The sequence below is a fragment of the Bacillus sp. SH5-2 genome (assembly GCF_008368905.1).
Lineage (GTDB): Bacteria > Bacillota > Bacilli > Bacillales > Bacillaceae_G > Bacillus_A > Bacillus_A luti.
The window spans coordinates 172,381-195,890 of the sequence record NZ_QOSD01000011.1; the positions used below are offsets into that span (position 1 = coordinate 172,381).

Here is a 23,510-nt window from a genome sequence, read left to right on the forward strand (position 1 = left end):
AATGATAAAACGAAAGTTACATGTTATATAGTGGGTCTTTTATTTTGATTACTGTATATTAAAAAAGGAGAATTTTCCTTTTATATAACAGTTTGGAAATAGGAGATTTATCCATAAAAAATTCAAAAATAAAAACTACACATCTATACAACTATATGTTATTATGGTTATGTAAATAGAAAGCGTTTTCTAAGGCGTACTTATAATGATAACGATTTCATAAATTTGATAGGGGGAATTAAAATGTTGCAGTTTCTACAACGTATTGGTAAAGCATTGATGCTTCCAATCGCCGTACTACCAGCAGCAGGATTATTGCTTCGTTTAGGACAAGATGATGTATTTAACATTCCTGTTATGGCACAGGCCGGTGCAGCAATTTTTGATAATTTAGCACTTATTTTTGCAATTGGTGTTGCAATCGGTTTGTCTGTTGACGGTAGTGGAGCAGCTGGACTTGCCGGAGCAATCGGATATCTTGTTTTACAAAATACAACGAATGCTCTAAGTAAGACGTATTCAGCAGCAGAGTTAAATGATAAATTAAAAAGTGTTCAAGATTTAGTCGGTTCAGTAGATCCAACTAAATTAGCAGATACAATGACAAAGGTTTCAAAAGCAGCGGCGTTAACGCCGAAAATTAATATGGCCATACTCGGTGGGATTATCGCTGGGGTTGTTGCTGGATTACTATACAACAAATTCCATAAGATTAAATTACCAGAATGGTTAGGGTTCTTTGCAGGAAAACGTTTCGTACCAATCATTACTTCAATTGTAATGCTTCTTTTAGGATTAGTATTCGGTCAAGTTTGGCCAACAATTCAAAGTGGTATTGATGCAGTAGCACACGGTATCGTGAACTTAGGTTCAATTGGTGCTGGTTTATTCGGATTATTAAACCGTTTATTAATTCCAATCGGATTACATCACGTAATGAACACATACTTCTGGTTCGTACTTGGTGACTTTACAAATGCAGCTGGCGATATTGTTCATGGTGATATTGCACGTTTCTTTGCAAAAGATCCATCAGCGGGTATGTTTATGACTGGTTTCTTCCCAATCATGATGTTCGGTTTACCAGCAGCGTGTTTCGCAATGATTGCGGCTGCTAAACCAGAAAAACGTAAAATGGTTACAGGTATGTTAGGTGGTCTAGCATTAACTTCATTCTTAACTGGTATTACAGAACCAATTGAATTCTCATTCATGTTCTTATCACCAGTATTATATGGTATTCATGCTGTATTAACAGGTCTGTCTCTATTTATTACAACAACTCTTGGCATTCACGACGGTTTCTCATTTAGTGCCGGAGCAATCGATTACTTCTTAAACTTCGGTATTGCAACAAAACCATTGTTACTAGCAGGAATCGGTTTAATTTACGCAGCAATTTACTTTGTAGTATTCTACTTCTTAATTAAGAAGTTTGATCTAAAAACACCTGGTCGTGAAGATGACGATGAGTTAGCTGAAGAGGGTGATGCACCAGTTGCAGGTTCAATTGGTGAAACTTACGTATTAGCTTTAGGTGGAAAAGAAAACTTAACAGTTATTGATAACTGTGCAACACGTCTACGCTTACAAGTAAAAGATGCTGGTCAAGTAAACGAAGCAGCATTAAAACGTGCGGGTGCAAAAGGTGTTATGAAATTAAGTAATACAAGTGTACAAGTTATCGTAGGTACAAATGTTGAATCTGTTGCCGATGATATGAAAAAACACGTATAAATAGTGAGATAAGAGGATATCCCAAAAAGATTGATAACATCAGTTTTTTAGAGGGTATCCTCTTTTTTTTGTTGAAAATTTAACGGGAATCTTACTTTTGTAAATTTTCTTTTTCTTTTTTGTACATATAGGTTGGTAATCTGTTCAGTGCGTGATAAAGTAGGGATGACATAGAATAGAGTGTCACAAATCTATGAAAAAAATCTGGAATGAATCTCGTGTAGTGGAATTAAATTATCGGTAACTAAGGGGAAAAAAGCAGTCATGGATCAGGAAAGAAATAATGCGAATGGAAAAGCACGTCGGCCGATTGTATACATAAAAAGAACAATCATTCTCGTCTTACTATTTTCAATTGTATATTTCATGTATACAAAAATTGTTGCGCATAATAAGAAAGAAGAAACTTTAAAAGCTGCAGCAGAAATGAAAAAACAAGAAGAGGTAAAAAAGAAAGAAGAAGAAAAAAAGAAAGAAGAAGAAAAAAAGAAAGACGAAGAAAAAAAGAAGCAAGAAGCACAAAAACAAAAAGAGCAGGAAGAACAAGTGAAGCAAGCGCAAGCTGCAGAACAGCCTGCTGAGGGACCACCTCAAGAAATTAATGAAAACACTCAATTGGATCAATATTTACAAAATGCAGGATTTAGCGGGACAGCTGTTATTGTGAAGAATGGGAAAGTTCTTTTGAATAAAGGGTATGGTATGGCGAATAAAGAGAAGCAAGTACCGAATAATTCGGAAACAACTTTCTATATTGGTTCTATTTCGAAAGCATTTGTAGCGACTGCTATTATGCAATTAAAAGATCAAAATAAATTAAATGTAGAGGATACGGTTGCGAAGTATATTCCAGATTTCCCTCAAGGTAATGGTATTCAGTTAAAACATTTACTAACACATACATCAGGAATTCCAGAGTATGAACAGGGAACAGAGGATATTTCTCATGAAGAATTGATAAAACGAATAGGAAAGCAAAAGCGTATTGGGAGTCCAGGAGAGAAATGGAAGTATTCTGATTCGAACTATTCGATACTTGCCTATATCGCTGAGAAGGTAAGTGGACAACCGTTAGAAGAATATATTAAGCAACATATTTTTGCTACTGCGGGTATGAAACATTCTGGTTTCGGTAAAGCGTTAGAGCAAACAAGGTTTCCGTCAAGGGGTTATAAAATAATAAATAATAACATGACAACACCTAATATTCCAAGTATGTCACAACTATATGGTTGTGGTGATATATATACAAGTGCACATGATTTATATTTATTTAATGAAGCGCTTTTCTCTGGAAAGTTAATTTCAAAAGAGAGCTATGATCAAATGTTTACGGCTGTGAAAAAGGATTACGGATTTGGTTGGTATGTAGACCCGGGAAGTTATTCGAATCACGGTGTAATGCCAGGATGGAATTGTTTAAATGGATTTAGTAAAAACGGAAGTGTATATGTCGTTTTATTATCTAACATTCAAAACAACATTAAATCATTTGGTAAAGTGAATAACGACATTTATACGATGTTGCGAAATATTGAAGTGTAAGAGGCTATCCTTCTTGGATAGTCTTTTTTTATTGAGAAAGTATATGTGCGATGAGATAATGAAAAAAATGGAAAAGGGGGAGGGGTATGAGTATACATAAGCATCACGCACGTAATGCGAAACGCATTTTTTTTGTATCTGTCATTGCATGGATTATCGTTGCAATTGGACTAGTGATGGAATATAAAAAAGGGATGCTATTCACTTCGGAGAAAGAAAATTTGAAATTGATAGGTGTTGTACTACCAGCATTTGGATTATTAATATATAGCTTTATAGAAAAACGAAGATCGAAAATACTCAAACAGGAAATTTATAATATAGAGACTTCTGAGTTATTTGAGCAACAAAAATTGGTTGTTCGTAAAGAGGTAGGGGTATTTCAAGTAATAACGTACTTTGGATTAGACGGAAATACAGTAGGTTTTTTAAAAGAAGAGTATGATTTTGTTATTCAACGTGTATGGCAAGCTGTACTTTCTTTTCTTTTTAAGGGACTACATAAGCAACAATTTTATTTATATAATCACTCAGGAGAAAGATTGTTGCATGTTCAAAAGAAGATGGGAGTACGCAACTTTTATATTTTTTCTAATGTAGATGGAAAGAAAATTGGAGAGTTGAAACAAGTACTAAGTTTAACAAAGTGGGAATGGATCTTTTTAGGGGTGGATGGTAAAGAATTTGGTAAAGTGACTGGGGACCTTTCAGCAACAATGCAGAAAATAGACTGGCGAGATGGAACACATATTGATGTGAAAGAAGATGGTATTCCGTTAGAAGCTGTTAAGTATTTCTCGGCAAGCGGTGGTTCACTTGTTACAGCGTCTATAAGTGAACAGGCAGAATTACCACGAGCGGTTTATTACAGCGTTTCTGCGATAGTTACAATTAAAAATTAAAATATATATAAGGATAGATGGGATACCATCTATCTTTTTTTATGTGATTAGAACATATTGTTTCTTTGAAAAATGTATGCCTTACCTATCACAAAAAAAGTCTGTTTTGTATACATTAAGATGTATGGATGTATTTTTATACTTTAAAAATAATAGGAGGAGAAGCATATGTGTCTGTTCAGAAAATATTGGCATAAATTATCACGATTGTTTAATAGACAATTAAATTATTTTTTAGATGATAAGTTAATGCCTGCTGTGGAACGGCTTTTATTTTCGCAAAACTTTGCGAGGTTTATTCAAAGAAATTCTAAGCAAGCTACAGAAGAATTTATAGAATCAAGTCAATTTCAAGATATTATTTGCAACATTTTAAAAGAATGTAATACATCACCGTTTAAAGAAATTGCAAAGCAGTATTTAGGTAAAAACGTGGAAATTACTGTGACAGTTGGACAGTTAACGGGTGTGATTGTAGCAGTTGGTGATGATTTCTTAACACTGCAAGAAGGAATAGGAACCGAAGTTTTATTACCATTTACAAGTATTATATCAATTAAAGAAGTGTAAGAAAGGAGACCTATATATGTTATTTACTGATGAATTGCGTAACCATGTTGGTGAGTTAGTGCAAGTTGTGACAGCTGTAGAAATCGTTGCAGGTATTCTTTTATCTGTGACGGATGGAGCAGTTAGTGTTCGTACTTCTCCTTCTTATGGCCCACCAGAAGATGTAGTTGTGCGTACTCCTATTATTGCTTATGTTCGCTTGGAAGGGTAAGAGTGATACAAATATGAGAGTATCAGTCGTTATTCCAGCGCACAATGAAGCAAGTACTTTATTACAAGTTTTAGTAGAAGTGGAGAAGCTGAAGCCGTATGAAATTATCGTAGTTGATAATGGATCAACAGATGGAACGAAAGAAATAGCGTTACAACATCATTGCCATGTGATTTATTATAAACATTCTCTTGGTAATGATGTTGGACGCGCAATTGGAGCTAGAGAAGCAAAAGGTGAAATTGTATTGTTTTTAGATGGTGACATCGTCATTGATAATAAAGAGCTACAACGTTTCATAAAAGGAATTCAGCAAGGTCACCAAATTGTTGTGAATAATTTAACATGGTCCGTTTATTTAAAGATGAGGCCGCATTATACGACAGTTGGCAAATTCATGTTGAATCGTTACTTGAATAAAAAAGGGCTTGTTGTTGGATCTTTAATTGCAATTCCACATGCGATGAGTAGGGAAGTTATTCAGAAGCTTGGATGGTGGAATTTAGCAGATCCAGCATTATTTCAAGCGATGGCGATGTCTAGAGGAGTAGATATTGTCGATATGGCTTCGGTCGATGTAATTCACCAAAATAAAGTTCGGCCTGTTCATACTGGTACATCACCTGGTTCTCCTTATCCGAAAGCGACTAGTCGTATTATGGGGGATCATTTACGTGCTCTGCAATACGTAATTGAAACATACGGTAAACGCGGCGGCTTTTCGGAGGGAAACAGGGATAGAGAGTTTATAGGGAAGTATAAACCAGTTTTATTACAAAAGGGAAAAGCGCAATATAGTGCGATTATACCAGTATCAGAAGAAAAAATGACTATAAGATCTGTTATACAAGAAGTGAAAAAAGCAGGAGTAGATGAAATTATAGTTGTTGCGAATGGAGCGGATAGTGAGACAATTGAACAAGCAAAGTTAGAGAATGTTATTGTTCTTGAATTTACGAAGGCGCTTGGACATAATGTAGCACGAGCGATAGGTGCCATGCATGCTACGGCAAATATTTGTTTATTCGTTGATGGTGATTTTGCTATTCCGGCAAAAAAACTAGTTCCATTTTTGCGTGCTATTGAAGATGGAAGTGATGTGGCATTAAATGATTTGCAATGTTTATTAGATACATTTCATCCCGCAGACCCAATTAGTATGGGAAAATATTTTGTGAATTTGGTAGCGAAACGACCAGATTTATGGAATAACTCATTAACAGCAGTGCCGCATGCTATGCATAAGAATGTAATAGAGAAAATAGGATATGACTCTCTCATTATCCCGCCATTAGCGCAAATGAAAGCTATTTTGGAGGGATTTTCTATTACAGCGGTTGAATTTGTAGATGTTATAAAAACAAATCGAGTACGCCCAGAACAACATGGATTTGTAAATGGACGTATTCCAGCATTTGACCGTATTTTCGGTGATCAACTTGAGGCGATTGCTTATCTATTACAATATACTGACGAACGCGGGAGTTTTACAGATGGAGAGCGAGATAGGGATATTATTAAACGATTGAGAAAGGAAGAAAAGAATATAGATGAACGCTAGGAGTAAAGTAGCTATTATTGGATTAGGATATGTTGGTCTGCCTTTAGCGGTCCATTTTGCAGAAAGAGGATATACAGTGCTTGGATTAGATAAAGATACTAGAAAAATAGAATCAATTATAAAAGGAGAAAGTTATATTCCAGATGTTTCTTCTAAAGAGTTACAGAGTTTATTAACGAAAAATAGCTTAATAGTAAATACGCCAGATAAAGGTGTTACTGAGTTCCAAACTAGTGATTATGTTATTGTTACTGTCCCAACTCCAATTAATGAACGAAGAGAGCCAGATTTAAGTGCTCTTATTTCAGCTTCCCATTATATACAACAAAATCTTCAAAAAGGACAAACCTTCATTTTCGAAAGCTCCACATATCCAGGCACACTTGAAGAAGTTATTATTCCTATTATTTCTCAAGCAGGCCAAAAAGTAGGAGAGGATTTCTATATTGGATATTCCCCAGAGAGAATTGATCCAGCCAATAGTCAATATTCAGTTCAAACGATTCCAAAAGTTATTAGTGGGCAAACAGAAAAGTGTAAGCAAAAAGTACAGGACTTGTATAGCGCAATATTTGATGTAGTTGTTCCGGTTAGTTCTCCAAAGGTGGCAGAGATGTGTAAGTTATTTGAAAATATTCAGCGTTTAGTCAATATTTCCTTAGTAAATGAGTTAAACACCCTATGTGAAAGTTTAGGAATTGATTTTTATGAGGCACTTGAAGCTGCCTCTACAAAACCGTTTGGATTTACCTCATATTGGCCGGGACCAGGGATAGGAGGACATTGTATTCCAGTAGACCCCTTATATTTTCAATGGAGAATAAAAAAGAACGGGGAAATTAGTCAATTAATTGAGGCTGCACACGTAATTAATGAAGAAATGCCAGAGAAAATAGCCCGGAAAGTAAAAGGCATGGTGCAATCACCTGCACCAGTTTTAATTGTAGGAATTGCGTATAAGAAAGATGTAAATGATTTGAGAGAATCACCGGCGTTACCAATTATTCAATTATTAATTAAAGAAGGATACGAGATAAAATACCATGATCCATATATTTCTTCTGCCGAAATTGGAGATAAGGTGTATCAATCTGTTTCCTTGGATGAAAAAACAGTTAAAGAAGCAGCGTGTATTTTAATTTTAACTGACCACTCGAATATAGATTGGAAGCTTTTTAAAGGAATGAAGCGAGTAATAGATACACGCGGGATTGTAAAGAGGGTGAGTGCATGAGTCAGAAATGTTTAATTACAGGTGGGGCCGGATTTATTGGATCTCATTTAGCTGAAGAGTTGGTGAAAAGAGGTTATGAAGTCACGATTGTGGATAATTTCTATAAAGGGAAAAATAAGTATCATAATGAGCTAATGAAAGAGATTCCAGTTATTCCAATCAGTGTTTTAGATAAAAATTCTATTTACGAATTAGTAAATCAACATGATGTAGTGTTTCATTTAGCGGCCATTTTAGGTGTTAAAACAACAATGGAAAAAAGTATAGAGCTCATTGAAACAAATTTTGATGGAACGAGAAACATTTTACAAGCAGCGCTAAAAGGAAAGAAAAAAGTAGTCTTTGCGTCTACTTCAGAAGTATATGGTAAGGGTAAGCCACCTTTCTCTGAAGAAGGGGATCGATTATACGGGGCAACTTCTAAAATACGTTGGAGTTATGCAGTTTGTAAAACATTAGAAGAAACATTATGTTTAGGATATGCATTAGAAGGCTTACCTGTAACGATTGTTCGTTATTTTAATATTTATGGTCCAAGAGCGAAAGATGGTCCATACGCAGGGGTAATCCCACGATTTATCTATGCGGCTTTGCAAGGTGAAGATATTCTCGTATATGGAGATGGGAAACAGACACGTTGCTTTACGTATGTAAGTGATGCGGTAGAGGCAACGATTCGGGCAATGGATGAGAAGGTAAATGGTGAGATTATTAATATAGGTTCTGAGAATGAAAAGAGTATAAAAGAAGTAGCAGAAGTAATTAAAAAACTAACGAAATCGTCCTCGAAAATTGTACAAGTTCCTTTTGAAGAAGTATATCCACATGGCTTTGAAGAAATCCCAAATAGAAGACCAGATGTAACGAAGTTAAGAGAACTTGCTCAATTTCAAGCGACAGTAACGTGGGAACAAGGATTGAAAGAAACTATTAAATGGTTTCGTGAAGAAAACAATGGTTAAGTCGCTATCGGTTATTATACCTGTATGCAATGAAGGGGAGACAATTTCAGACGTTATTCAATCGGTAAAACCATTAAACCCAGTAGAAATTATTGTAGTAGTAAATGGTTGTAATGATGATACAGAAGAGGTTGCTGATCGTTTAGGGTGTAAAGTAATCAAGTATACAGAGCTACTTGGAAACGATGTTGGACGTGCAGTCGGTGCAAAACACGCGATAGGTGATGTATTACTATTTATAGATGGAGATTTTGCTATTCCAACTTCGAAATTACAATTATTTCTTAACCCAATTTTATATGATCAGGCCGACATCGTTTTAAATAATTTGGACGCATTGTTTTTAAAGAAACAAAAACCACATTCCATTACAGTATGGCGGCAAATATTAAATGCAATGTTAGAGCGTGAAGAATTAAAAATTGATTCTGTATTATCTGTGCCTCATGCACTGACGAAAGAAGTCGTTCAAAGTATTGGATATGAATGCTTGGTTAATCCTATTGTGGCTCATTTACGCATAGCACAAAGTAAATGGAGAATTAGTCGCCATTGTGCAATTGATGTTATTACGCCAAATAAATTTCGGCCGACTGAGCATGCTGCATACGGCACCCGTCTTTCTCAATCTGAAAAACGAATGATAGGTGATCATATAGAAGCTGTAGCAGAGCGGATAGTAGGCAGTGATGAGCGCGGAGGATATTATGATGGGAATAGGAAAAGAGATAGTGTTTATCATACTTTAGATTTTGAAGATTTTTATCAAGGATGGGGTGTTACATCTAAGTTATATAAAGGGAAACAATTATCTGTAATTATTCCAGTACAAGATGAAGAGAAAACAATTGGAAACGTTATAGAAGAGCTGCGCAAAATTGAACCTTTTGAAATCATCGTTGTTGTAAATGGTTCGTCAGATAAAACGGCAACCATTGCAAAAGACAAGGGAGCAATGACAATTGTATATAAAGAAGCACTTGGAAACGATGTGGGGCGCTCACTTGGAACCTATTTTGCAAAAGGAGAAATTGTATTATTTATAGACGGTGATTTTGTTATTCCGGCGAGTGAGCTATATCCTTTTGCGAAAGCTATTGCAGATGGAATGGATGTCGCATTAAATGATCTAAATCATTATTTAGATTTAAGAGTACCACTTCATCTTGTAACTGCATTTAAATATGCATTAAATTTAGCTTGCGATAGAAAAGACTTAGGTGTAGGATCGCTTATTGCAGTACCTAATGCATTTAGCCGGACGTGTTTGAATGCAATTGGGTATAGGTCTTTACTGGCACCGTGCGTGGCGCAAGTGAAAGCCATTCTTTCAGGATTTGAAATTGCATGTGTAAGTCGCATTGAAGTCGATAAGATGAACCGCATTCGCCTTAGTGAACATTTTGCAAAAATAGGTCATCCGCCAGCTGTTTTGCGTATTATAGGTGATCATATAGAAGGATTAGAGCAATTAATTGTGTTAGAAGGCAGTCGTGGTGGATTCTATGATGGGAATAGAAAAAGAGATGTTTTAGAGTAGTAACAAAAAAGTGTACAACATATGTTGTACACTTTTTGCTCTGTTATAAAAACTATAACAGATTAGGAGATAAGAGTATTACAGCTCTACAATGGGTATTGTTCTTATATTACAAAATAGGACTCGTATATAAGAATACCAAAAAAATACAATTAAGGAAAGGGTTAATTTTAAAGACTTTCAAATGAAGTTAACACTATGCATATAGTAGTTTGCTCAACATTTCACAAACATGTCACAACTATTTCGTTCACTTTCGTAAAAAAGTAGTATTCTAAGTGTGTAAGCTGTTATATAAAAAATCTTAGTCCTGTACTAATCAAAAATGGAGGAGATTAGGATGACTCAAGTATTAGAAAATGTAAAAAACGCGTGGGAAAACTTTAAAGGTGAAAAATGGAAAGCAGAGATTGATGTTCGCGATTTCATTTTAAATAATGTAAACGTTTACGAAGGAGAGGAATCTTTCTTAGCGGAAGCAACTGAAGCAACGAAACAACTTTGGGATCAAGTAATGGATTTAACAACGAAAGAACGTGAAAATGGTGGCGTTCTTGATATGGATACAAAAATCGTTTCTTCTATTACATCACATGATCCAGGATATTTAAATAAAGATATTGAAAAAGTAGTCGGTTTTCAAACTGATAAACCATTTAAACGTTCTTTACAACCATATGGTGGTATTCGTATGGCGGAACAAGCTTGTGAAGCGTATGGATATGAAATGGATAAAGAACTTGGCCGTATTTTCAGAGACTGGCGCAAAACTCATAATCAAGGTGTATTTGATGCATACACACCAGAAATGAAAGCGGCTCGTAAATCAGGTGTTATTACTGGCCTTCCAGATGCATATGGACGTGGCCGTATTATCGGTGACTATCGCCGCGTAGCGTTATATGGTATAGATCATTTAATTGAAGCGAAAAAAGCTGATTTTAATTTAACAGGCGGTGTAATGAGCGAAGATACAATGCGTTTACGCGAAGAGTTATCTGAGCAAATGCGTGCACTTCAAGAATTAAAACAAATGGCTGCTTCTCATGGATTCGATATTTCTAAGCCAGCAACAAATGCACAAGAGGCGTTCCAGTGGCTATACTTCGCATATCTTGCAGCAATTAAAGAGCAAAACGGAGCTGCAATGAGCCTTGGACGTACTTCTACATTCTTAGATATTTATATTGAAAGAGATTTAGCAAATGGTACTTTAACAGAAGAAGCAGCGCAAGAAATTGTTGACCATTTCATTATGAAATTACGTCTTGTGAAATTCGCAAGAACACCTGATTATAATGAACTATTCTCTGGTGACCCAACTTGGGTAACTGAATCTATCGGTGGTATGGCATTAGATGGTCGTCCATTAGTAACAAAGAACTCATTCCGTTTCTTGCATACATTAGATAATTTAGGACCAGCTCCAGAACCAAACTTAACAGTTCTTTGGTCTAAACAATTACCACAGAACTTTAAAAACTACTGTGCGAAAATGTCTATTAAAACATCAGCGATTCAATATGAAAATGATGACATTATGCGTCCTGATTATGGCGATGACTACGGTATTGCATGTTGTGTATCTGCAATGAGAATTGGTAAACAAATGCAGTTCTTCGGAGCACGTGCAAACTTAGCGAAAGCATTACTATATGCGATTAACGGCGGTAAAGATGAAAAATCTAAAGCACAAGTCGGCCCTGAGTACGCATCAATTACTTCTGAAGTATTAGATTATGAAGAAGTTATGCATAAGTTTGATATGACAATGGAATGGTTAGCGGGTCTATATTTAAACACATTAAATGTTATCCACTACATGCATGATAAATATAGCTACGAGCGTATTGAAATGGCACTTCATGATACAAACGTTCTTCGTACAATGGCAACAGGTATCGCGGGTCTATCTGTAGTAGCAGACTCTTTAAGTGCGATTAAATATGCGAAAGTAAAACCAATTCGTGATGAAAATGGCATCGCAGTTGACTTTGAAATCGAAGGAGATTTCCCTAAATACGGTAACAATGATGACCGTGTAGATGAAATCGCTGTAAATCTTGTGAAAACATTTATGAATAAACTTCGTAAACATAAAACATACAGAAATTCTGTTCATACAATGTCAATCTTAACAATCACATCTAACGTTGTATACGGTAAGAAAACTGGTAACACTCCAGATGGTCGTCGTACTGGAGAACCATTTGCACCAGGTGCAAACCCAATGCATGGCCGTGATACAAAAGGTGCATTAGCTTCATTATTATCTGTAGCTAAATTACCATATGAAGATGCACAAGATGGTATTTCTAATACATTCTCTATTATTCCAAAAGCACTTGGTAAAGAAGATGATGTACAAGTACGTAACTTAGTATCAATGCTTGATGGTTACGCAGTAAAAGAAGGCCATCACTTAAATATTAACGTATTTAATCGTGAAACATTAATGGATGCGATGGAACATCCTGAGAAATATCCACAATTAACAATTCGCGTATCTGGTTACGCTGTAAACTTTATTAAATTAACTCGTGAACAACAAATTGATGTAATTAACCGTACAATGCATGAAAGCATGTAAATGAAAAAAGTGTCCCTCTGCATTTTATAAACAGCAGAGGGAGGCTGTTTCAATAAAGGAGGAAGTAACATGGTAAAAGGAAGAATTCATTCTGTAGAGTCTTGTGGTACTGTTGATGGCCCAGGAATTCGTTATGTCATATTTACACAAGGGTGTTTATTACGTTGTCAATATTGTCATAATGCTGATACGTGGGAGATTGGTAAAGGAAAAGAAATAACAGTCGAAGAAGTAATGCAGGATGTGACATGTTACCTTCCTTTTATTGAAGCTTCCGGAGGCGGTATAACAGTTAGTGGTGGAGAGCCGCTATTACAGCTAGACTTTTTAATTGAGTTGTTTAAAAAGTGTAAAGAGGCTGGTATCCATACAACAATCGATTCTTCTGGTGGTTGTTATTCTGAGGAACCAGAATTTCAAAATAAGCTAGATATATTAATGGATTATACAGATTTAGTTTTACTGGATTTGAAACATATTGATTCCAAAAAGCATCGTAAATTAACAGGAAAACCAAATGAACATATTTTACAGTTTGCTCGTTATTTATCGGATAAAAATAAACCGATTTGGGTACGACATGTATTAGTTCCTGGTATTACTGATAACGAAGAGGATCTACAAAAATTATCTAGCTTTATTCAAAGTCTGTCTAATGTTCAGAAAGTTGAAGTGCTACCATATCATAAGCTTGGTGTATATAAATGGGAGGCGCTTGGACATAAATATCCACTTGCAAATGTAGAACCACCTACTGAAAAAAATGTAGAAGAAGCGAAACATATTTTACAAGCAGTCTAATCCAAATATTGGATTAGACTTTTTGCTTTCTTTACAATAAAACCTAGAGTATATATATTGAAAAGAGTATACTGAAAATAGAATATCCATATTTTTGTAAGGAATAAGTGGAGAAATTTACATAATTGTAAAGGGAAATCAAAATAGTAAAAAGAATTAAGAAGTAAAAGAGTGAGTATCATGGAATAGAGAACACTTGTAAGTTATTGCGAAAGCTCTTATAGGAAAGTATAATGTAAAGATATGAGCACAGATAGGATTAAGGGGTCAATCTTATATGCTTTGCATATCCACGACAGGTACATAGCTGAAAGGGAAATATTAGAATCTGTTTATGTAGTTTTTAAGGAAAATGTTTTTCCTATTGTCGTATATGCAATATGGAGAAACAATAAGCTAGGAGTGGATTTGTTTGATAAAAAACCCCAAGGTTTTAATATTAACTGCACATTACGGTAACGGTCATGTGCAAGTAGCGAAAACATTAGAACAAACATTTCGCCAAAAAGGAATCGAAGATGTAATTGTATGCGATTTGTTTGGAGAATCACATCCAGTTATAACCGATATTACAAAATACTTATATTTAAAAAGTTATACAATAGGAAAAGAATTATATCGTTTGTTTTATTACGGTGTAGAAAAAATTTATGATAAGAAAATAGCATCTTGGTATGCGAACTTTGGAAGAAAACGTTTGAAATCACTTTTACAAGCAGAGAAACCGGATATTGTGATTAATACCTTTCCAATCATAGCTGTACCAGAGTTAAAAAAGCAAACAGGTATTTCAATTCCTGTTTATAACGTATTAACGGATTTTTGTGTGCACAAAATATGGATTCACCGGGAAGTAGATCGTTATTTTGTAGCAACTGATCATGTGAAAAAAGTTATGATTGATATTGGCGTGCCTGCAGAACAAATTGTTGAGACGGGCATCCCGATTCGTAGTAGTTTTGAGTTAAAGATAAATCCAGACATTATATATAATAAATATCAGTTATGTAAAAATAAAAAGATTTTACTAATTGTAGCAGGTGCTCATGGGGTATTAGGGAGTGTTAAAGAACTATGCCAGTCATTTATGTCAGTACCTAATTTACAAGTAGTTGTTGTTTGTGGGAAAAATGAAGCTTTAAAACAGGATTTATTAGAGCTACAGGAAGAAAATTCTGATGCATTAAAAGTATTTGGTTATGTTGAAAACATCGATGAATTATTCCGTATTACTTCTTGTATGATTACGAAGCCAGGTGGTATTACGTTAAGCGAAGCAGCAGCGTTGCAAGTACCTGTCATTTTATATAAGCCTGTTCCAGGACAAGAAAATGAAAATGCGTTGTACTTTGAAAGAAAAGGAGCTGCAGTTGTCATTCGTGATGATAGTGAGGTTTTTGCAAAAACAGAGGCGTTATTACAAGACGATATGAAGCTGCTCCAAATGAAAGAAGCAATGAAAAGTATTTATCGTCCGGAGCCAGCCGGTCATATTGTGGATGCAATTTTGGCAGAAAATCATGCAGAACCGAATCATATACCTATTAAATCACCTGCTCTTGCAGAGTCGTTTACTTAATATGAAACCCTCTTTTATATGTTTAAAGAGGGTTTTTTTGATGGAATAGTAACTTATCCACAATGGGGATTGCGCTTTCATTAAACAGTAAAGTCGGAATATTAACAACTATATCCACATTGTCCACAGTTTTCAGAAAAATATCCACAATTCTAACATTTGATATCTAGTACAATATATAAATTTGTGAGGGGTTTACAGAATTTATTCACAATTCTATAAAGTATTTGGATAACTTTATCCACATAAAAAAGGTTCCTTATAAATAAGGAACCTTTTTTCTACTCTATCACGTAGAAAAAATATGTAATGAGAATGAATAATTAGGGGGGAGAACTTCTAATTATTCATTCTCACTTTAAATACTTTTCGAGCGATAACCCGCTGCGCGATCTGCTTTACGAAATTCTCGTTGGTAGAGAACTTCTTGTGTACTAGATAATGCATTTTTTGCTTTGTCACGTTTCTTTTTATCCATTACAAATCACCTCGTGTCTTAAAGTCACTATCTATCGTTTCCAAAGACATGGGGCGATATACGTATATGACAAAATGTTAATGATTAATTATCATTTCTAAAAATTTAGATTATGCTTCTTTTAATTGGTGAGCATCTTGGAATGTTGTATCGCGCATTGTAGCGAGCGTATATTGATCTTTTGGAATTTCGTACAAGTTATATACTTCTTCATTCGCATTAATTTCATCATAAACGGCTTTTCTTGTTTCGTTTGCTAGATTTACATATTGTAGTTTTTCTGCAGCTTTAATAGAACGAATATTTATTTTACGAATACGCATAAAGATTGTTTCAATATCTAATTCATAGAAAAGTTCGCTGAAAAATGAATCTTTCGCCAATTTATTATATCCTTTTCCGTGGTAAGGTTTTCCAAGCCACGTTCCAAGGAATCCGGCTTTTTCTTGCACATCAAATAAAGTAATTGTTCCGATGGGGTTACCCCACTCATCTAAAATTGTGCGTGAAATTAATTCTCCACGCTCTTCAGCTTCAATTGTTTGTTTCGTTAAAAATAAATATTCTTCATAAGAATAAGCCTTTTGACGCACAAAAGGGAAGACAGCTGGATCCACCATTAACTCATATAGAACGTGGCTGTCGTGTAAGTCGCGTTTTTTCAACATACTAACTCCTCCTCACACGAGGGTAGCATGACGAAAAAACACCCCACCCTCGAAATTTTTATATCAATCTTTAAAAAATTTCGGGGTGGGAATCGAACCCACTAGAACCAGTCTATAACGCTGGTGGCGCACCATTTGCCTTCCCCATTCATCAATTTGAAAATGATAATCACGACACAAATTGATTATGGTTTCATTCAGTTTATAATCGTATAATACTTTATCTAGTCAAAAAAATAAACTAGTTTTTTTTATTTTTTTTGTAAATTATTTTTCCATCAATCATAGTTAGTACAGGCTTGGCTAAATAATGGAAGGGATGGTGAGTCCATAACACGAGATCAGCGTCTTTTCCAACATCAATGCTTCCAATTCTATCCTCTAAACGCAAATTTCGCGCTGGGAATATAGTGATGCCCTCCAATGCAGTTTTTTCGTCTAACCCTTCTCTTACTGCGACAGCGGCACAAACATTTAAATATTGAATGGGTGTATAAGGGTGATCTGTTGTTATAGAAACTTCCACTCCATTTTTTGATAATATGTGGTAAGTATCCCATGTTTTGTTTTTTAATTCGATTTTAGAACGGCGTGTAAGAGTGGGGCCAACTGAAACCTTCAAATTGTGTTTTGCAAGCTCTTCAACAATAAAGTGTCCTTCTGTACAGTGTTCAATACGTAAATCAAGATTGAATTCTGTTGCAAAGCGTAGAGCAGAACTAATATCATCTGCTCGGTGAGCGTGGATACGTACGGGTATTTCGCGGCGTAATGCTTTTAAAATAGGGAGCATTCGAAAGTCAGCTTCATGCCCGTAGTGCTGTGCTTCATAAAATGATTCACGAAGTAACCCCATAATGCCCATACGTGTTATGGATTCTTTTGTTCCATTACTATGGACCTTTTTAGGGTTTTCTCCAAAGGCAATCTTTAAACCAGCAGGTTCTTGAATAATCATATGATCAATACAAGTTCCAGCTGTTTTTATTACACAAGTAGTGCCCCCGATAATATTTTGACTTCCAGGCATAACGTGGACAGTTGTAATTCCATTTTGTACAGCGTCTTGAAAGGCAATATCAAAAGGGTGGATTCCGTCTAAAGAACGGATATGTGGTGTTGAAACTTCAGATGTTTCATTTGCATCATTTCCAGCCCAACCAGTTCCTTCATCATAGAGACCAAGATGAGTATGGACATCAATAAATCCAGGTAAGAGATGAAGAGCTCGTGCATCTATAATGGTCATATCTTGAGTAGGCTGAATAAAAGGTTTGACCTCGGTAATTCGTTCTCCTGTAACAAGCACATCGCCTTGAAACTTTTGGGATGTAATAGGATATACAATGGCTTGTTTGAGCAATATCTTCATAGGTACCTCATTTCTGTTACTTTACAATGTTAATGGAATGTAACTGGAAGGTTATTTGTGTAGTAATGCTCCGAATTCTAGAAAATGAAAGTTTTGGAGGGATAAACTCCCTGTAAAACTGTATTTTAGAAGTACTACATTGTATGCGAAAGTATATTTTGTAATGCATGGTTTACTGTTGGAAATGTGTATTGATACCCATGTTCAATTGCTTTAATAGGTAATACATGCTGCCCTTCTAGTACAAGTATACTCATCTCACCAAGTAAAGTTTGAAGTATAAATGAAGGGACAGGTAGCCAATGAGGTTTTCCTATTACAGTGGCAATGGTTTCGCCGAATTCCTTCATTCTTATAGGTAGGGGAGCTGTAATATTAAAAGGCCCTTCAATTTCTTCTTTGTGTATGATGAAATCAATCATACGAACGACATCGTCTATATGAATCCATGATAACCATTGGTTTCCAGATCCAACGGTACCTCCGATATAGAATTGATAGGGAATTAACATTTTTGGAAGGGCTCCTCCGTCTGCACCTAATACGACTCCAAGTCTTGTATAGATTGTTCTCATTCCAAGAGAACGGGCTTTAGATGCTTCTTGCTCCCACAAATATACTGTATTTGCTAAAAAGTCATTTCCAGGAGCCTCGTGCTGTTCTGTAAAAGTTTCAGTTTCAGATGTTCCGTAATATCCAATAGCGCTTGCGTTAATGAATGTGTGTGGTTTTGTAGTGAGTGTTTGCAATTGTTTAATGAGTCCTTTTGTTGTTTGAATCCTACTGTTTAAAATTGCTTCTTTTTGTTTCTTTGTCCATCTACTATTAATAGATTCTCCAGCTAGATTAATAACTACATCGATAGAGGAGAGTGGAAAAGTGTGTAAATCCGGTGTCCATTGTACGTATTGAAGGTTAGGAGATGAAGTTTCAGTAGTTTTTTTTCGAGTAAGAATGTAAACAGTATATCCTTTTTGAATAAAAAAAGTAGAAAGGTATTTACCGATAAAGCCGGTACCACCAGAAATTGCGATTTTCACAATTATTTCCTCCTCATTATATATATTCTTGAAAAGCAAAAATGTTCCTTGACTATGTTAAAATAATAGAGAGGTGAGAGTATGGCTGTCATTACAAAAATAGAAGTGCAAAAACGATCGAAAGAACGGTTTAATATTTATATTGATAAAGGTCAAGGTGAAGAGTACGGATTTAGTGTGAATCAAGTAATCTTAATAAAACATGGATTACAAAAGGGCTTAGAAATTGATGAAATAGAGTTAGGGAATATTTTGTACAATGAAGAGGTACAAAAAGCCTATTTACAAGCAATCTCCTATTTATCCTATCAAATGAGAACAAAACAAGAAATAGAAGATTTTTTACGAAAAAAAGAAGTGGGACAGGCCATCATCTCTGAAGTCGTTTCGAAATTATTACATGACCGATATATTAATGATAAAGAGTACGCCATTTTATATACGAGAACGCAAAGTAATGTGAACAGAAAAGGCCCAACTGTTATTAAAAGAGAGTTGTTAAATAAGGGTATTCAGGATCTAATTATTATGAATAGTTTACAAGAATATCCAAAGGAGAAGCAAATTGAGAATGCTTTATCTCTTATAGAAAAGAAGAAAAAATCTTATCAAAAGCATTCATTTTTACAAATGAAGCTAAAGTTAGATGAAATGCTTGTTCGTAAAGGATATTCTAGAGATGTGATTCAAATTTGTTTGGAAGAATTAAAAGACGAAAAAGATGACGAAAAGCAACAAGAAGCGTTACACTATCATGGGAATAAATATTATGAGAAATATAAGAAGTATGATGGATGGACATTCGAAAATAAGATGAAACAAGCGCTATATCGAAAAGGATTCTCTATTGATGAGATAGAGATGTTTTTGCAATTGAAACGTGAAGAGGGATGAGGGAATAAGATGAATATGCCAAAACGCTACAGTGAAATGACACCACATGAGCTAAGGGAAGAAATTGGGGTTCTGAAGGAGCAAGCAATAAAGGCCGAGCAACTTGGAATTGTGAATGAATTCGATGTGTTAATGAGAAAGATGGCAATGGCTCGCGCTTATATGACTGATATAAACAAATTTCATATTGGTGAAACATATGAATTAGTAGAAGAACCTGGCATATTATTTGAAATTACGTATTTCAATGGGGTATTTGCTTGGGGACATAAGCAAAATGATAGTGAAGAGATTGGAATACCAATTTCTTTATTACAAGAAAAATAAAAACCAGAGAGCGAATATCTCTCTGGTTTTCATCTTTGGTAGGCGTTAAAGGAGATAGGAGAATCTAAAATTGGCGTTTTTTACATTCGTTTGCCAATATAATGAGAGACTGGGTCTGTTGCGTCTGTCCGTTAACTTGCGCTTTTGCATGTTTCGGACGAGTCCACGTATGGTTAAATAATTCAGAACGACTATCTAAACGATCACGGTAGCTCATCTTTATCACCTCGTGTAGGAAGTTAATTTAATTTGTACTACTCTTCCTGCTGATTTGCAGCACGCATACGTTCTTGTGGGTGCGTGTTAATTGTGCCGTTAGGTCGTTTCGAAGCGAAGCGTGATTTCGCTTTCGGTTGACCATCGATTTTGCTGTTGTTTTTTGACTCAGACCAAAATTCGGCTTGTTTACCCATTGCGAACGCCCTCCTCATCATCAGTTGATACCTCTTTAAGAAGTATCACTTATAGAATGTGCAAAATAGAAGAAACTATCCTTTAGAAATGAAGGGATAAATAGGTAAAAGGAGATTAGGATATGAATGATATTTATGAAACATTAACGAAAGAGTTATTAGACAAGAATGACAAGCTCTCTTACGGACAAGCTCGTGCATGGGTTGAATTACTGTGGGAAGATTTTCAAACAACTTATGCGAAATCAGGTCGTTACCAAGGTGATGAAATGACTGAACAGGTGGTACGAACATGGATTAATAATCATGGAGCGCGTCTTCATGAAATGCGTACAAATAATCCGAAGTATAGCCATTTAATTAATCAAGAAGATCATATAAAACATTAAAAAAAGCGACTTAAGTCGCTTTTTTTAATGGGGAAGTAAATCCAGCTTCTTTCGAAGTTTTTCTTCACTAAAAATCCATCCTGTATAGGAACTAATGATATTTAAATTGTGATCGAGCTGAACGATTGCGACGAATGGATAATAATCTTTACTTCGATATCGCAAATCAATGAATCGCACTTCGTAATAATGATCGTAGTCGAAAATATCCCAGCGATATACAGGCGAGAAAGATAGGAATGCTGAGATATTTTCATCTTGTTTAGCGGCGCGCATAATAGCATTATTTGGGAACGGTACTCGATCGAACTTATCGTATATCATGATATTACCACGATGCCATCTAGCAACGTAGTAAGAATCGTTTGTGACGATTGCTAAATGATAATGATAAAATCGGTAAGAAGGAGAAATGATTATCTTCTCAACGTTATTGAAACGTTTGTATACGACGCTACGTATATTTCTGTGCATCATAATTCGTCCAATGTAGTAAACAATCATCAATATATATGCTGCTAAGGCAGTATACCCTTTATGGGAACCTACGAGCATGCAAGCAATTGCAAGCATATGGATAAAGAAAATGACAGTATCAAACGTATTGATTATGCCGAGCGCTACCCATTTTTTTGTAAATGGGCGTAATGCTTGTGTACCATAAGCATTGAAAATATCTACAAAGACATGAAGAAAGACGGCGATAAATGACCAAAGTAGTAGATGAAGATATGGAGCGTTTGAAAAGAAGGCGAAAGAGATGCCACTTATAAGGAATGACCAAAGAATCACTGCTGGAATGGAATGAGTAATCCCGCGATGATTTCTTATATATTTAGCGTTATTACGTAATTTTAAAACTGTATCGATGTCAGGAATATTGGAACCGGCAATTGTAGCAAGCATAACTGCTTGCGGTCCAATATCACTTTGTGCTATGGCTGGATCTAACGTTGCCAAACTGCCTAGAGTAACGCCCATAACAAGGTGAGTGGCTGTGTCCATAGAAATCCACCTCCGTTTTTTATTAATGTAACTCTTTTTATTCGATACCTCAAGTCCTTTGCCTTCTATTTCCTATGTCGTCTTACTTAAATTTTTTCCTAAAATCTTTATAATAGTACTTATATGCAAAAAAATGAGGGGGATCAAGTTTGACACTTGAAATATTAAATAAGTTTAACATAGAGCAGTTTCAAAATGATTTAATTGGTTGGTTTGAAGAAGAGCAACGCGACTTGCCGTGGCGAAAAAATAAAGATCCATACCGCGTTTGGGTTTCGGAAATTATGTTACAACAAACAAGGGTAGAAGCTGTAAAACCATATTACGTGAATTTTATGGGGAAGTTTCCTACTCTAGAAGCTTTAGCAAATGCTGATGATGAAGAAGTATTAAAAGCATGGGAAGGTTTAGGGTATTATTCTCGCGCACGTAATTTACATGCGGCCGTAAAAGAGGTAAAAGAAGTATATGGCGGGATAGTACCAAGTGATGTAAAGAAAATTGAAAAGTTAAAAGGAGTAGGACCATATACAAAAGGTGCTATTTTAAGTATTGCATACGGTATACCAGAGCCCGCAGTTGATGGGAATGTTATGCGTGTGTTATCCCGTATTTTATCTGTGTGGGATGACATTGCAAAGCCAAAGACTAGGAAAGTGTTTGAAGAGATTGTACGTGAGATTATTTCGGCAGAAAACCCATCTTATTTTAATCAAGGATTGATGGAATTAGGTGCATTGATTTGTATTCCGAAAAATCCATCTTGCTTACTTTGTCCTGTACGTGAGCATTGCAGGGGATATGCTGAAGGTGTTCAAAAAGAATTACCAGTAAAAAGTAAAGCGAAAGCTCCTACAATGGTACCGCTCGTTGCAGGAGTACTTCAAACTGAAGATGGTCGTTACGTAATTAATAAGCGTCCGAGTACCGGATTATTAGCTAATATGTGGGAATTTCCGAATATTGAACTTGTTGAAGGGATTCGGAATCAGAAGGAACAGCTTATAGATTATATGAAAGAACAATTTGAGCTCTCGATTTCTATAGATGAGTACGCAATGAATGTACAGCATACGTTTACACATCGTACTTGGGATATATTCGTATTTTACGGAAAAGTAACTGGTGATATTGTTGAAACAGATACATTGAAATTTGTATCGAAAGAAGCATTTGAGCAGTTACCTTTCTCGAAATCGCATCGTACGATTTATGAGAGTTGCGTTGAGAAAATTACAATGCAATAAAGTGAAACTTTAATCAGTAGGGGTTCTTCAGCCCATACTGATTATTAGCTCTCACCAATCGGGCTGCCCGGCGAATAGCGGGATAAATGATAAAAACGTGTTCTAGAATTTTAGAACACGTTTTTTATTGAAAATAATTTTATGCTTTGAGCTTAAAGAGATTCGCGCTACCCTGCAAAATCCTCAACTTTATAATCCACCCCGAGATTCAATTTCTTTTACAATCTCTTTATAAATTGTTTGTCCTTCTACATTTAGATAAGGCATAATTTGCTGGAAGGAATGATGAAAATGAAATAATTCATCTTCTCTCCATTCGTTTTTTGAAAGCAGCGTTAACTCAGTCATATCACGTCCAGTGTACATATTTCCACCTCCATTACCTGTAGTTTGAATGAGTAAGAAGAGATATATGCGAAAATTTTTCAAAAGAAAATTAAGGATA

The 23,510-nt window shown here is 35.4% G+C and carries 24 protein-coding genes; 16 read left to right on the forward strand and 8 right to left on the reverse strand.

Translation table 11 applies throughout. From position 1 onward, the window contains the following. Positions 1-243: 243 nt before the first annotated feature. The 12 genes from nagE (at position 244) to DN410_RS09230 (ending at position 15,232) form a co-directional block, all read left to right on the forward strand. Positions 244-1,737, forward strand: a complete 1,494-nt coding sequence (gene nagE / locus DN410_RS09175; RefSeq protein ID WP_149176253.1) for an N-acetylglucosamine-specific PTS transporter subunit IIBC — start codon at positions 244-246, stop codon at positions 1,735-1,737. Between the two features lie 264 nt (positions 1,738-2,001). Continuing rightward, positions 2,002-3,282 (forward strand): serine hydrolase domain-containing protein, encoded by a 1,281-nt coding sequence (locus DN410_RS09180; RefSeq protein ID WP_149176254.1) that lies wholly within the window; start codon positions 2,002-2,004, stop codon positions 3,280-3,282. An 86-nt stretch (positions 3,283-3,368) separates the two neighbouring features. Continuing rightward, positions 3,369-4,184, forward strand: a complete 816-nt coding sequence (locus DN410_RS09185) for a sugar ABC transporter ATP-binding protein (protein ID WP_149176255.1) — start codon at positions 3,369-3,371, stop codon at positions 4,182-4,184. Positions 4,185-4,352: 168 nt separating this feature from the next. Next, a complete protein-coding gene (locus DN410_RS09190) occupies positions 4,353-4,754 on the forward strand; it encodes an LSm family protein (protein ID WP_149176256.1) in 402 nt (133 codons plus the stop codon). 16 nt (positions 4,755-4,770) lie between these two features. Beyond that, positions 4,771-4,965, forward strand: a complete 195-nt coding sequence (locus DN410_RS09195; RefSeq protein ID WP_149176257.1) for a hypothetical protein — start codon at positions 4,771-4,773, stop codon at positions 4,963-4,965. A gap of 13 nt (positions 4,966-4,978) precedes the next feature. Beyond that, positions 4,979-6,526 carry a glycosyltransferase family 2 protein gene (locus DN410_RS09200; protein WP_255446706.1) on the forward strand — a complete coding sequence of 516 codons (1,548 nt, stop codon included), beginning with the start codon at positions 4,979-4,981 and terminating at the stop codon, positions 6,524-6,526. Beyond that, positions 6,516-7,760 (forward strand): nucleotide sugar dehydrogenase, encoded by a 1,245-nt coding sequence (locus DN410_RS09205; protein ID WP_149176258.1) that lies wholly within the window; start codon positions 6,516-6,518, stop codon positions 7,758-7,760. The genes DN410_RS09200 and DN410_RS09205 overlap by 11 nt, the downstream gene beginning before the upstream one ends. Next, complete coding sequence (locus DN410_RS09210; RefSeq protein WP_149176259.1) at positions 7,757-8,722, forward strand: NAD-dependent epimerase/dehydratase family protein; 966 nt, start codon at positions 7,757-7,759, stop codon at positions 8,720-8,722. The genes DN410_RS09205 and DN410_RS09210 overlap by 4 nt, the downstream gene beginning before the upstream one ends. Next, positions 8,715-10,262: a glycosyltransferase family 2 protein gene (locus DN410_RS09215; protein ID WP_149176260.1), complete on the forward strand. Its 1,548-nt coding sequence runs from the start codon at positions 8,715-8,717 to the stop codon at positions 10,260-10,262. Before DN410_RS09210 ends, DN410_RS09215 begins: the two co-directional genes overlap by 8 nt. Before the next feature lie 340 nt (positions 10,263-10,602). Next, positions 10,603-12,852 carry a formate C-acetyltransferase gene (gene pflB, locus DN410_RS09220; protein WP_149176261.1) on the forward strand — a complete coding sequence of 750 codons (2,250 nt, stop codon included), beginning with the start codon at positions 10,603-10,605 and terminating at the stop codon, positions 12,850-12,852. 69 nt (positions 12,853-12,921) lie between these two features. Next, positions 12,922-13,653 carry a pyruvate formate-lyase-activating protein gene (pflA, locus tag DN410_RS09225; RefSeq protein WP_000238464.1) on the forward strand — a complete coding sequence of 244 codons (732 nt, stop codon included), beginning with the start codon at positions 12,922-12,924 and terminating at the stop codon, positions 13,651-13,653. Positions 13,654-14,065: 412 nt separating this feature from the next. Next, positions 14,066-15,232: a diglucosyl diacylglycerol synthase gene (locus DN410_RS09230; RefSeq protein ID WP_149176262.1), complete on the forward strand. Its 1,167-nt coding sequence runs from the start codon at positions 14,066-14,068 to the stop codon at positions 15,230-15,232. A gap of 358 nt (positions 15,233-15,590) precedes the next feature. Here DN410_RS09230 and DN410_RS09235 read toward each other — a convergent pair whose 3' ends face one another. From DN410_RS09235 to DN410_RS09250, 4 genes are all read right to left on the reverse strand, one after another. Continuing rightward, positions 15,591-15,710, reverse strand: coding sequence for a YfhE family protein (locus DN410_RS09235; RefSeq protein WP_000358480.1), 120 nt, complete (start codon positions 15,708-15,710; stop codon positions 15,591-15,593). A 110-nt stretch (positions 15,711-15,820) separates the two neighbouring features. Then, on the reverse strand, positions 15,821-16,378 hold the full coding sequence (locus tag DN410_RS09240; RefSeq protein WP_000914737.1) for a GNAT family N-acetyltransferase: 558 nt from the start codon (positions 16,376-16,378) through the stop codon (positions 15,821-15,823). 241 nt (positions 16,379-16,619) lie between these two features. Next, positions 16,620-17,750 carry an amidohydrolase gene (locus DN410_RS09245; protein ID WP_149176263.1) on the reverse strand — a complete coding sequence of 377 codons (1,131 nt, stop codon included), beginning with the start codon at positions 17,748-17,750 and terminating at the stop codon, positions 16,620-16,622. 134 nt (positions 17,751-17,884) lie between these two features. After that, positions 17,885-18,790, reverse strand: coding sequence for a TIGR01777 family oxidoreductase (locus DN410_RS09250; protein WP_149176264.1), 906 nt, complete (start codon positions 18,788-18,790; stop codon positions 17,885-17,887). An 81-nt stretch (positions 18,791-18,871) separates the two neighbouring features. Between DN410_RS09250 and recX the strand changes: the two genes are divergently transcribed. Together recX and DN410_RS09260 are read left to right on the forward strand one after the other, a co-directional pair. Continuing rightward, positions 18,872-19,684, forward strand: a complete 813-nt coding sequence (recX, locus tag DN410_RS09255) for a recombination regulator RecX (RefSeq protein WP_149176265.1) — start codon at positions 18,872-18,874, stop codon at positions 19,682-19,684. 9 nt (positions 19,685-19,693) lie between these two features. Further along, entirely contained in the window at positions 19,694-20,011 is a 318-nt protein-coding gene (locus tag DN410_RS09260) for a YfhH family protein (protein ID WP_149176266.1), read from the forward strand. Between the two features lie 64 nt (positions 20,012-20,075). On the opposite strand, the gene DN410_RS09265 is transcribed toward DN410_RS09260, so the two are convergent. Both DN410_RS09265 and DN410_RS09270 read right to left on the reverse strand, forming a co-directional pair. Next, positions 20,076-20,228, reverse strand: a complete 153-nt coding sequence (locus DN410_RS09265) for a YpzG family protein (RefSeq protein ID WP_000122093.1) — start codon at positions 20,226-20,228, stop codon at positions 20,076-20,078. 37 nt (positions 20,229-20,265) lie between these two features. Continuing rightward, positions 20,266-20,424 (reverse strand): small, acid-soluble spore protein K, encoded by a 159-nt coding sequence (locus DN410_RS09270; protein WP_000517891.1) that lies wholly within the window; start codon positions 20,422-20,424, stop codon positions 20,266-20,268. Positions 20,425-20,546: 122 nt separating this feature from the next. Here DN410_RS09270 and DN410_RS09275 point away from each other — a divergent pair, with 122 nt between their 5' ends. Then, positions 20,547-20,813 (forward strand): YfhJ family protein, encoded by a 267-nt coding sequence (locus DN410_RS09275; protein WP_149176267.1) that lies wholly within the window; start codon positions 20,547-20,549, stop codon positions 20,811-20,813. Positions 20,814-20,837: 24 nt separating this feature from the next. On the opposite strand, the gene DN410_RS09280 is transcribed toward DN410_RS09275, so the two are convergent. Further along, positions 20,838-21,818: a metal-dependent hydrolase gene (locus tag DN410_RS09280; RefSeq protein WP_149176268.1), complete on the reverse strand. Its 981-nt coding sequence runs from the start codon at positions 21,816-21,818 to the stop codon at positions 20,838-20,840. A gap of 149 nt (positions 21,819-21,967) precedes the next feature. On the opposite strand from DN410_RS09280, the gene mutY reads away from it, so the two are divergent. Next, positions 21,968-23,065 carry an A/G-specific adenine glycosylase gene (mutY, locus tag DN410_RS09285; protein ID WP_149176269.1) on the forward strand — a complete coding sequence of 366 codons (1,098 nt, stop codon included), beginning with the start codon at positions 21,968-21,970 and terminating at the stop codon, positions 23,063-23,065. Positions 23,066-23,254: 189 nt separating this feature from the next. Here mutY and DN410_RS27885 read toward each other — a convergent pair whose 3' ends face one another. Next, positions 23,255-23,431, reverse strand: a complete 177-nt coding sequence (locus DN410_RS27885; RefSeq protein ID WP_179958595.1) for a hypothetical protein — start codon at positions 23,429-23,431, stop codon at positions 23,255-23,257. Between the last annotated feature and the right edge of the window lie 79 nt (positions 23,432-23,510).

Coding starts and splice junctions, on each gene's coding strand:
- nagE (WP_149176253.1), top strand. CDS start 244: ATGTTGCAGTTTCTACAACGTATTGGTAAAGCATTGATGCTTCCAATC.
- DN410_RS09180 (WP_149176254.1), top strand. CDS start 2,002: ATGGATCAGGAAAGAAATAATGCGAATGGAAAAGCACGTCGGCCGATT.
- DN410_RS09185 (WP_149176255.1), top strand. CDS start 3,369: ATGAGTATACATAAGCATCACGCACGTAATGCGAAACGCATTTTTTTT.
- DN410_RS09190 (WP_149176256.1), top strand. CDS start 4,353: ATGTGTCTGTTCAGAAAATATTGGCATAAATTATCACGATTGTTTAAT.
- DN410_RS09195 (WP_149176257.1), top strand. CDS start 4,771: ATGTTATTTACTGATGAATTGCGTAACCATGTTGGTGAGTTAGTGCAA.
- DN410_RS09200 (WP_255446706.1), top strand. CDS start 4,979: ATGAGAGTATCAGTCGTTATTCCAGCGCACAATGAAGCAAGTACTTTA.
- DN410_RS09205 (WP_149176258.1), top strand. CDS start 6,516: ATGAACGCTAGGAGTAAAGTAGCTATTATTGGATTAGGATATGTTGGT.
- DN410_RS09210 (WP_149176259.1), top strand. CDS start 7,757: ATGAGTCAGAAATGTTTAATTACAGGTGGGGCCGGATTTATTGGATCT.
- DN410_RS09215 (WP_149176260.1), top strand. CDS start 8,715: ATGGTTAAGTCGCTATCGGTTATTATACCTGTATGCAATGAAGGGGAG.
- pflB (WP_149176261.1), top strand. CDS start 10,603: ATGACTCAAGTATTAGAAAATGTAAAAAACGCGTGGGAAAACTTTAAA.
- pflA (WP_000238464.1), top strand. CDS start 12,922: ATGGTAAAAGGAAGAATTCATTCTGTAGAGTCTTGTGGTACTGTTGAT.
- DN410_RS09235 (WP_000358480.1), bottom strand. CDS start 15,710: ATGGATAAAAAGAAACGTGACAAAGCAAAAAATGCATTATCTAGTACA.
- DN410_RS09240 (WP_000914737.1), bottom strand. CDS start 16,378: ATGTTGAAAAAACGCGACTTACACGACAGCCACGTTCTATATGAGTTA.
- DN410_RS09245 (WP_149176263.1), bottom strand. CDS start 17,750: ATGAAGATATTGCTCAAACAAGCCATTGTATATCCTATTACATCCCAA.
- recX (WP_149176265.1), top strand. CDS start 18,872: ATGGCTGTCATTACAAAAATAGAAGTGCAAAAACGATCGAAAGAACGG.
- DN410_RS09260 (WP_149176266.1), top strand. CDS start 19,694: ATGAATATGCCAAAACGCTACAGTGAAATGACACCACATGAGCTAAGG.
- DN410_RS09265 (WP_000122093.1), bottom strand. CDS start 20,228: ATGAGCTACCGTGATCGTTTAGATAGTCGTTCTGAATTATTTAACCAT.
- DN410_RS09270 (WP_000517891.1), bottom strand. CDS start 20,424: ATGGGTAAACAAGCCGAATTTTGGTCTGAGTCAAAAAACAACAGCAAA.
- DN410_RS09275 (WP_149176267.1), top strand. CDS start 20,547: ATGAATGATATTTATGAAACATTAACGAAAGAGTTATTAGACAAGAAT.
- DN410_RS09280 (WP_149176268.1), bottom strand. CDS start 21,818: ATGGACACAGCCACTCACCTTGTTATGGGCGTTACTCTAGGCAGTTTG.
- DN410_RS27885 (WP_179958595.1), bottom strand. CDS start 23,431: ATGTACACTGGACGTGATATGACTGAGTTAACGCTGCTTTCAAAAAAC.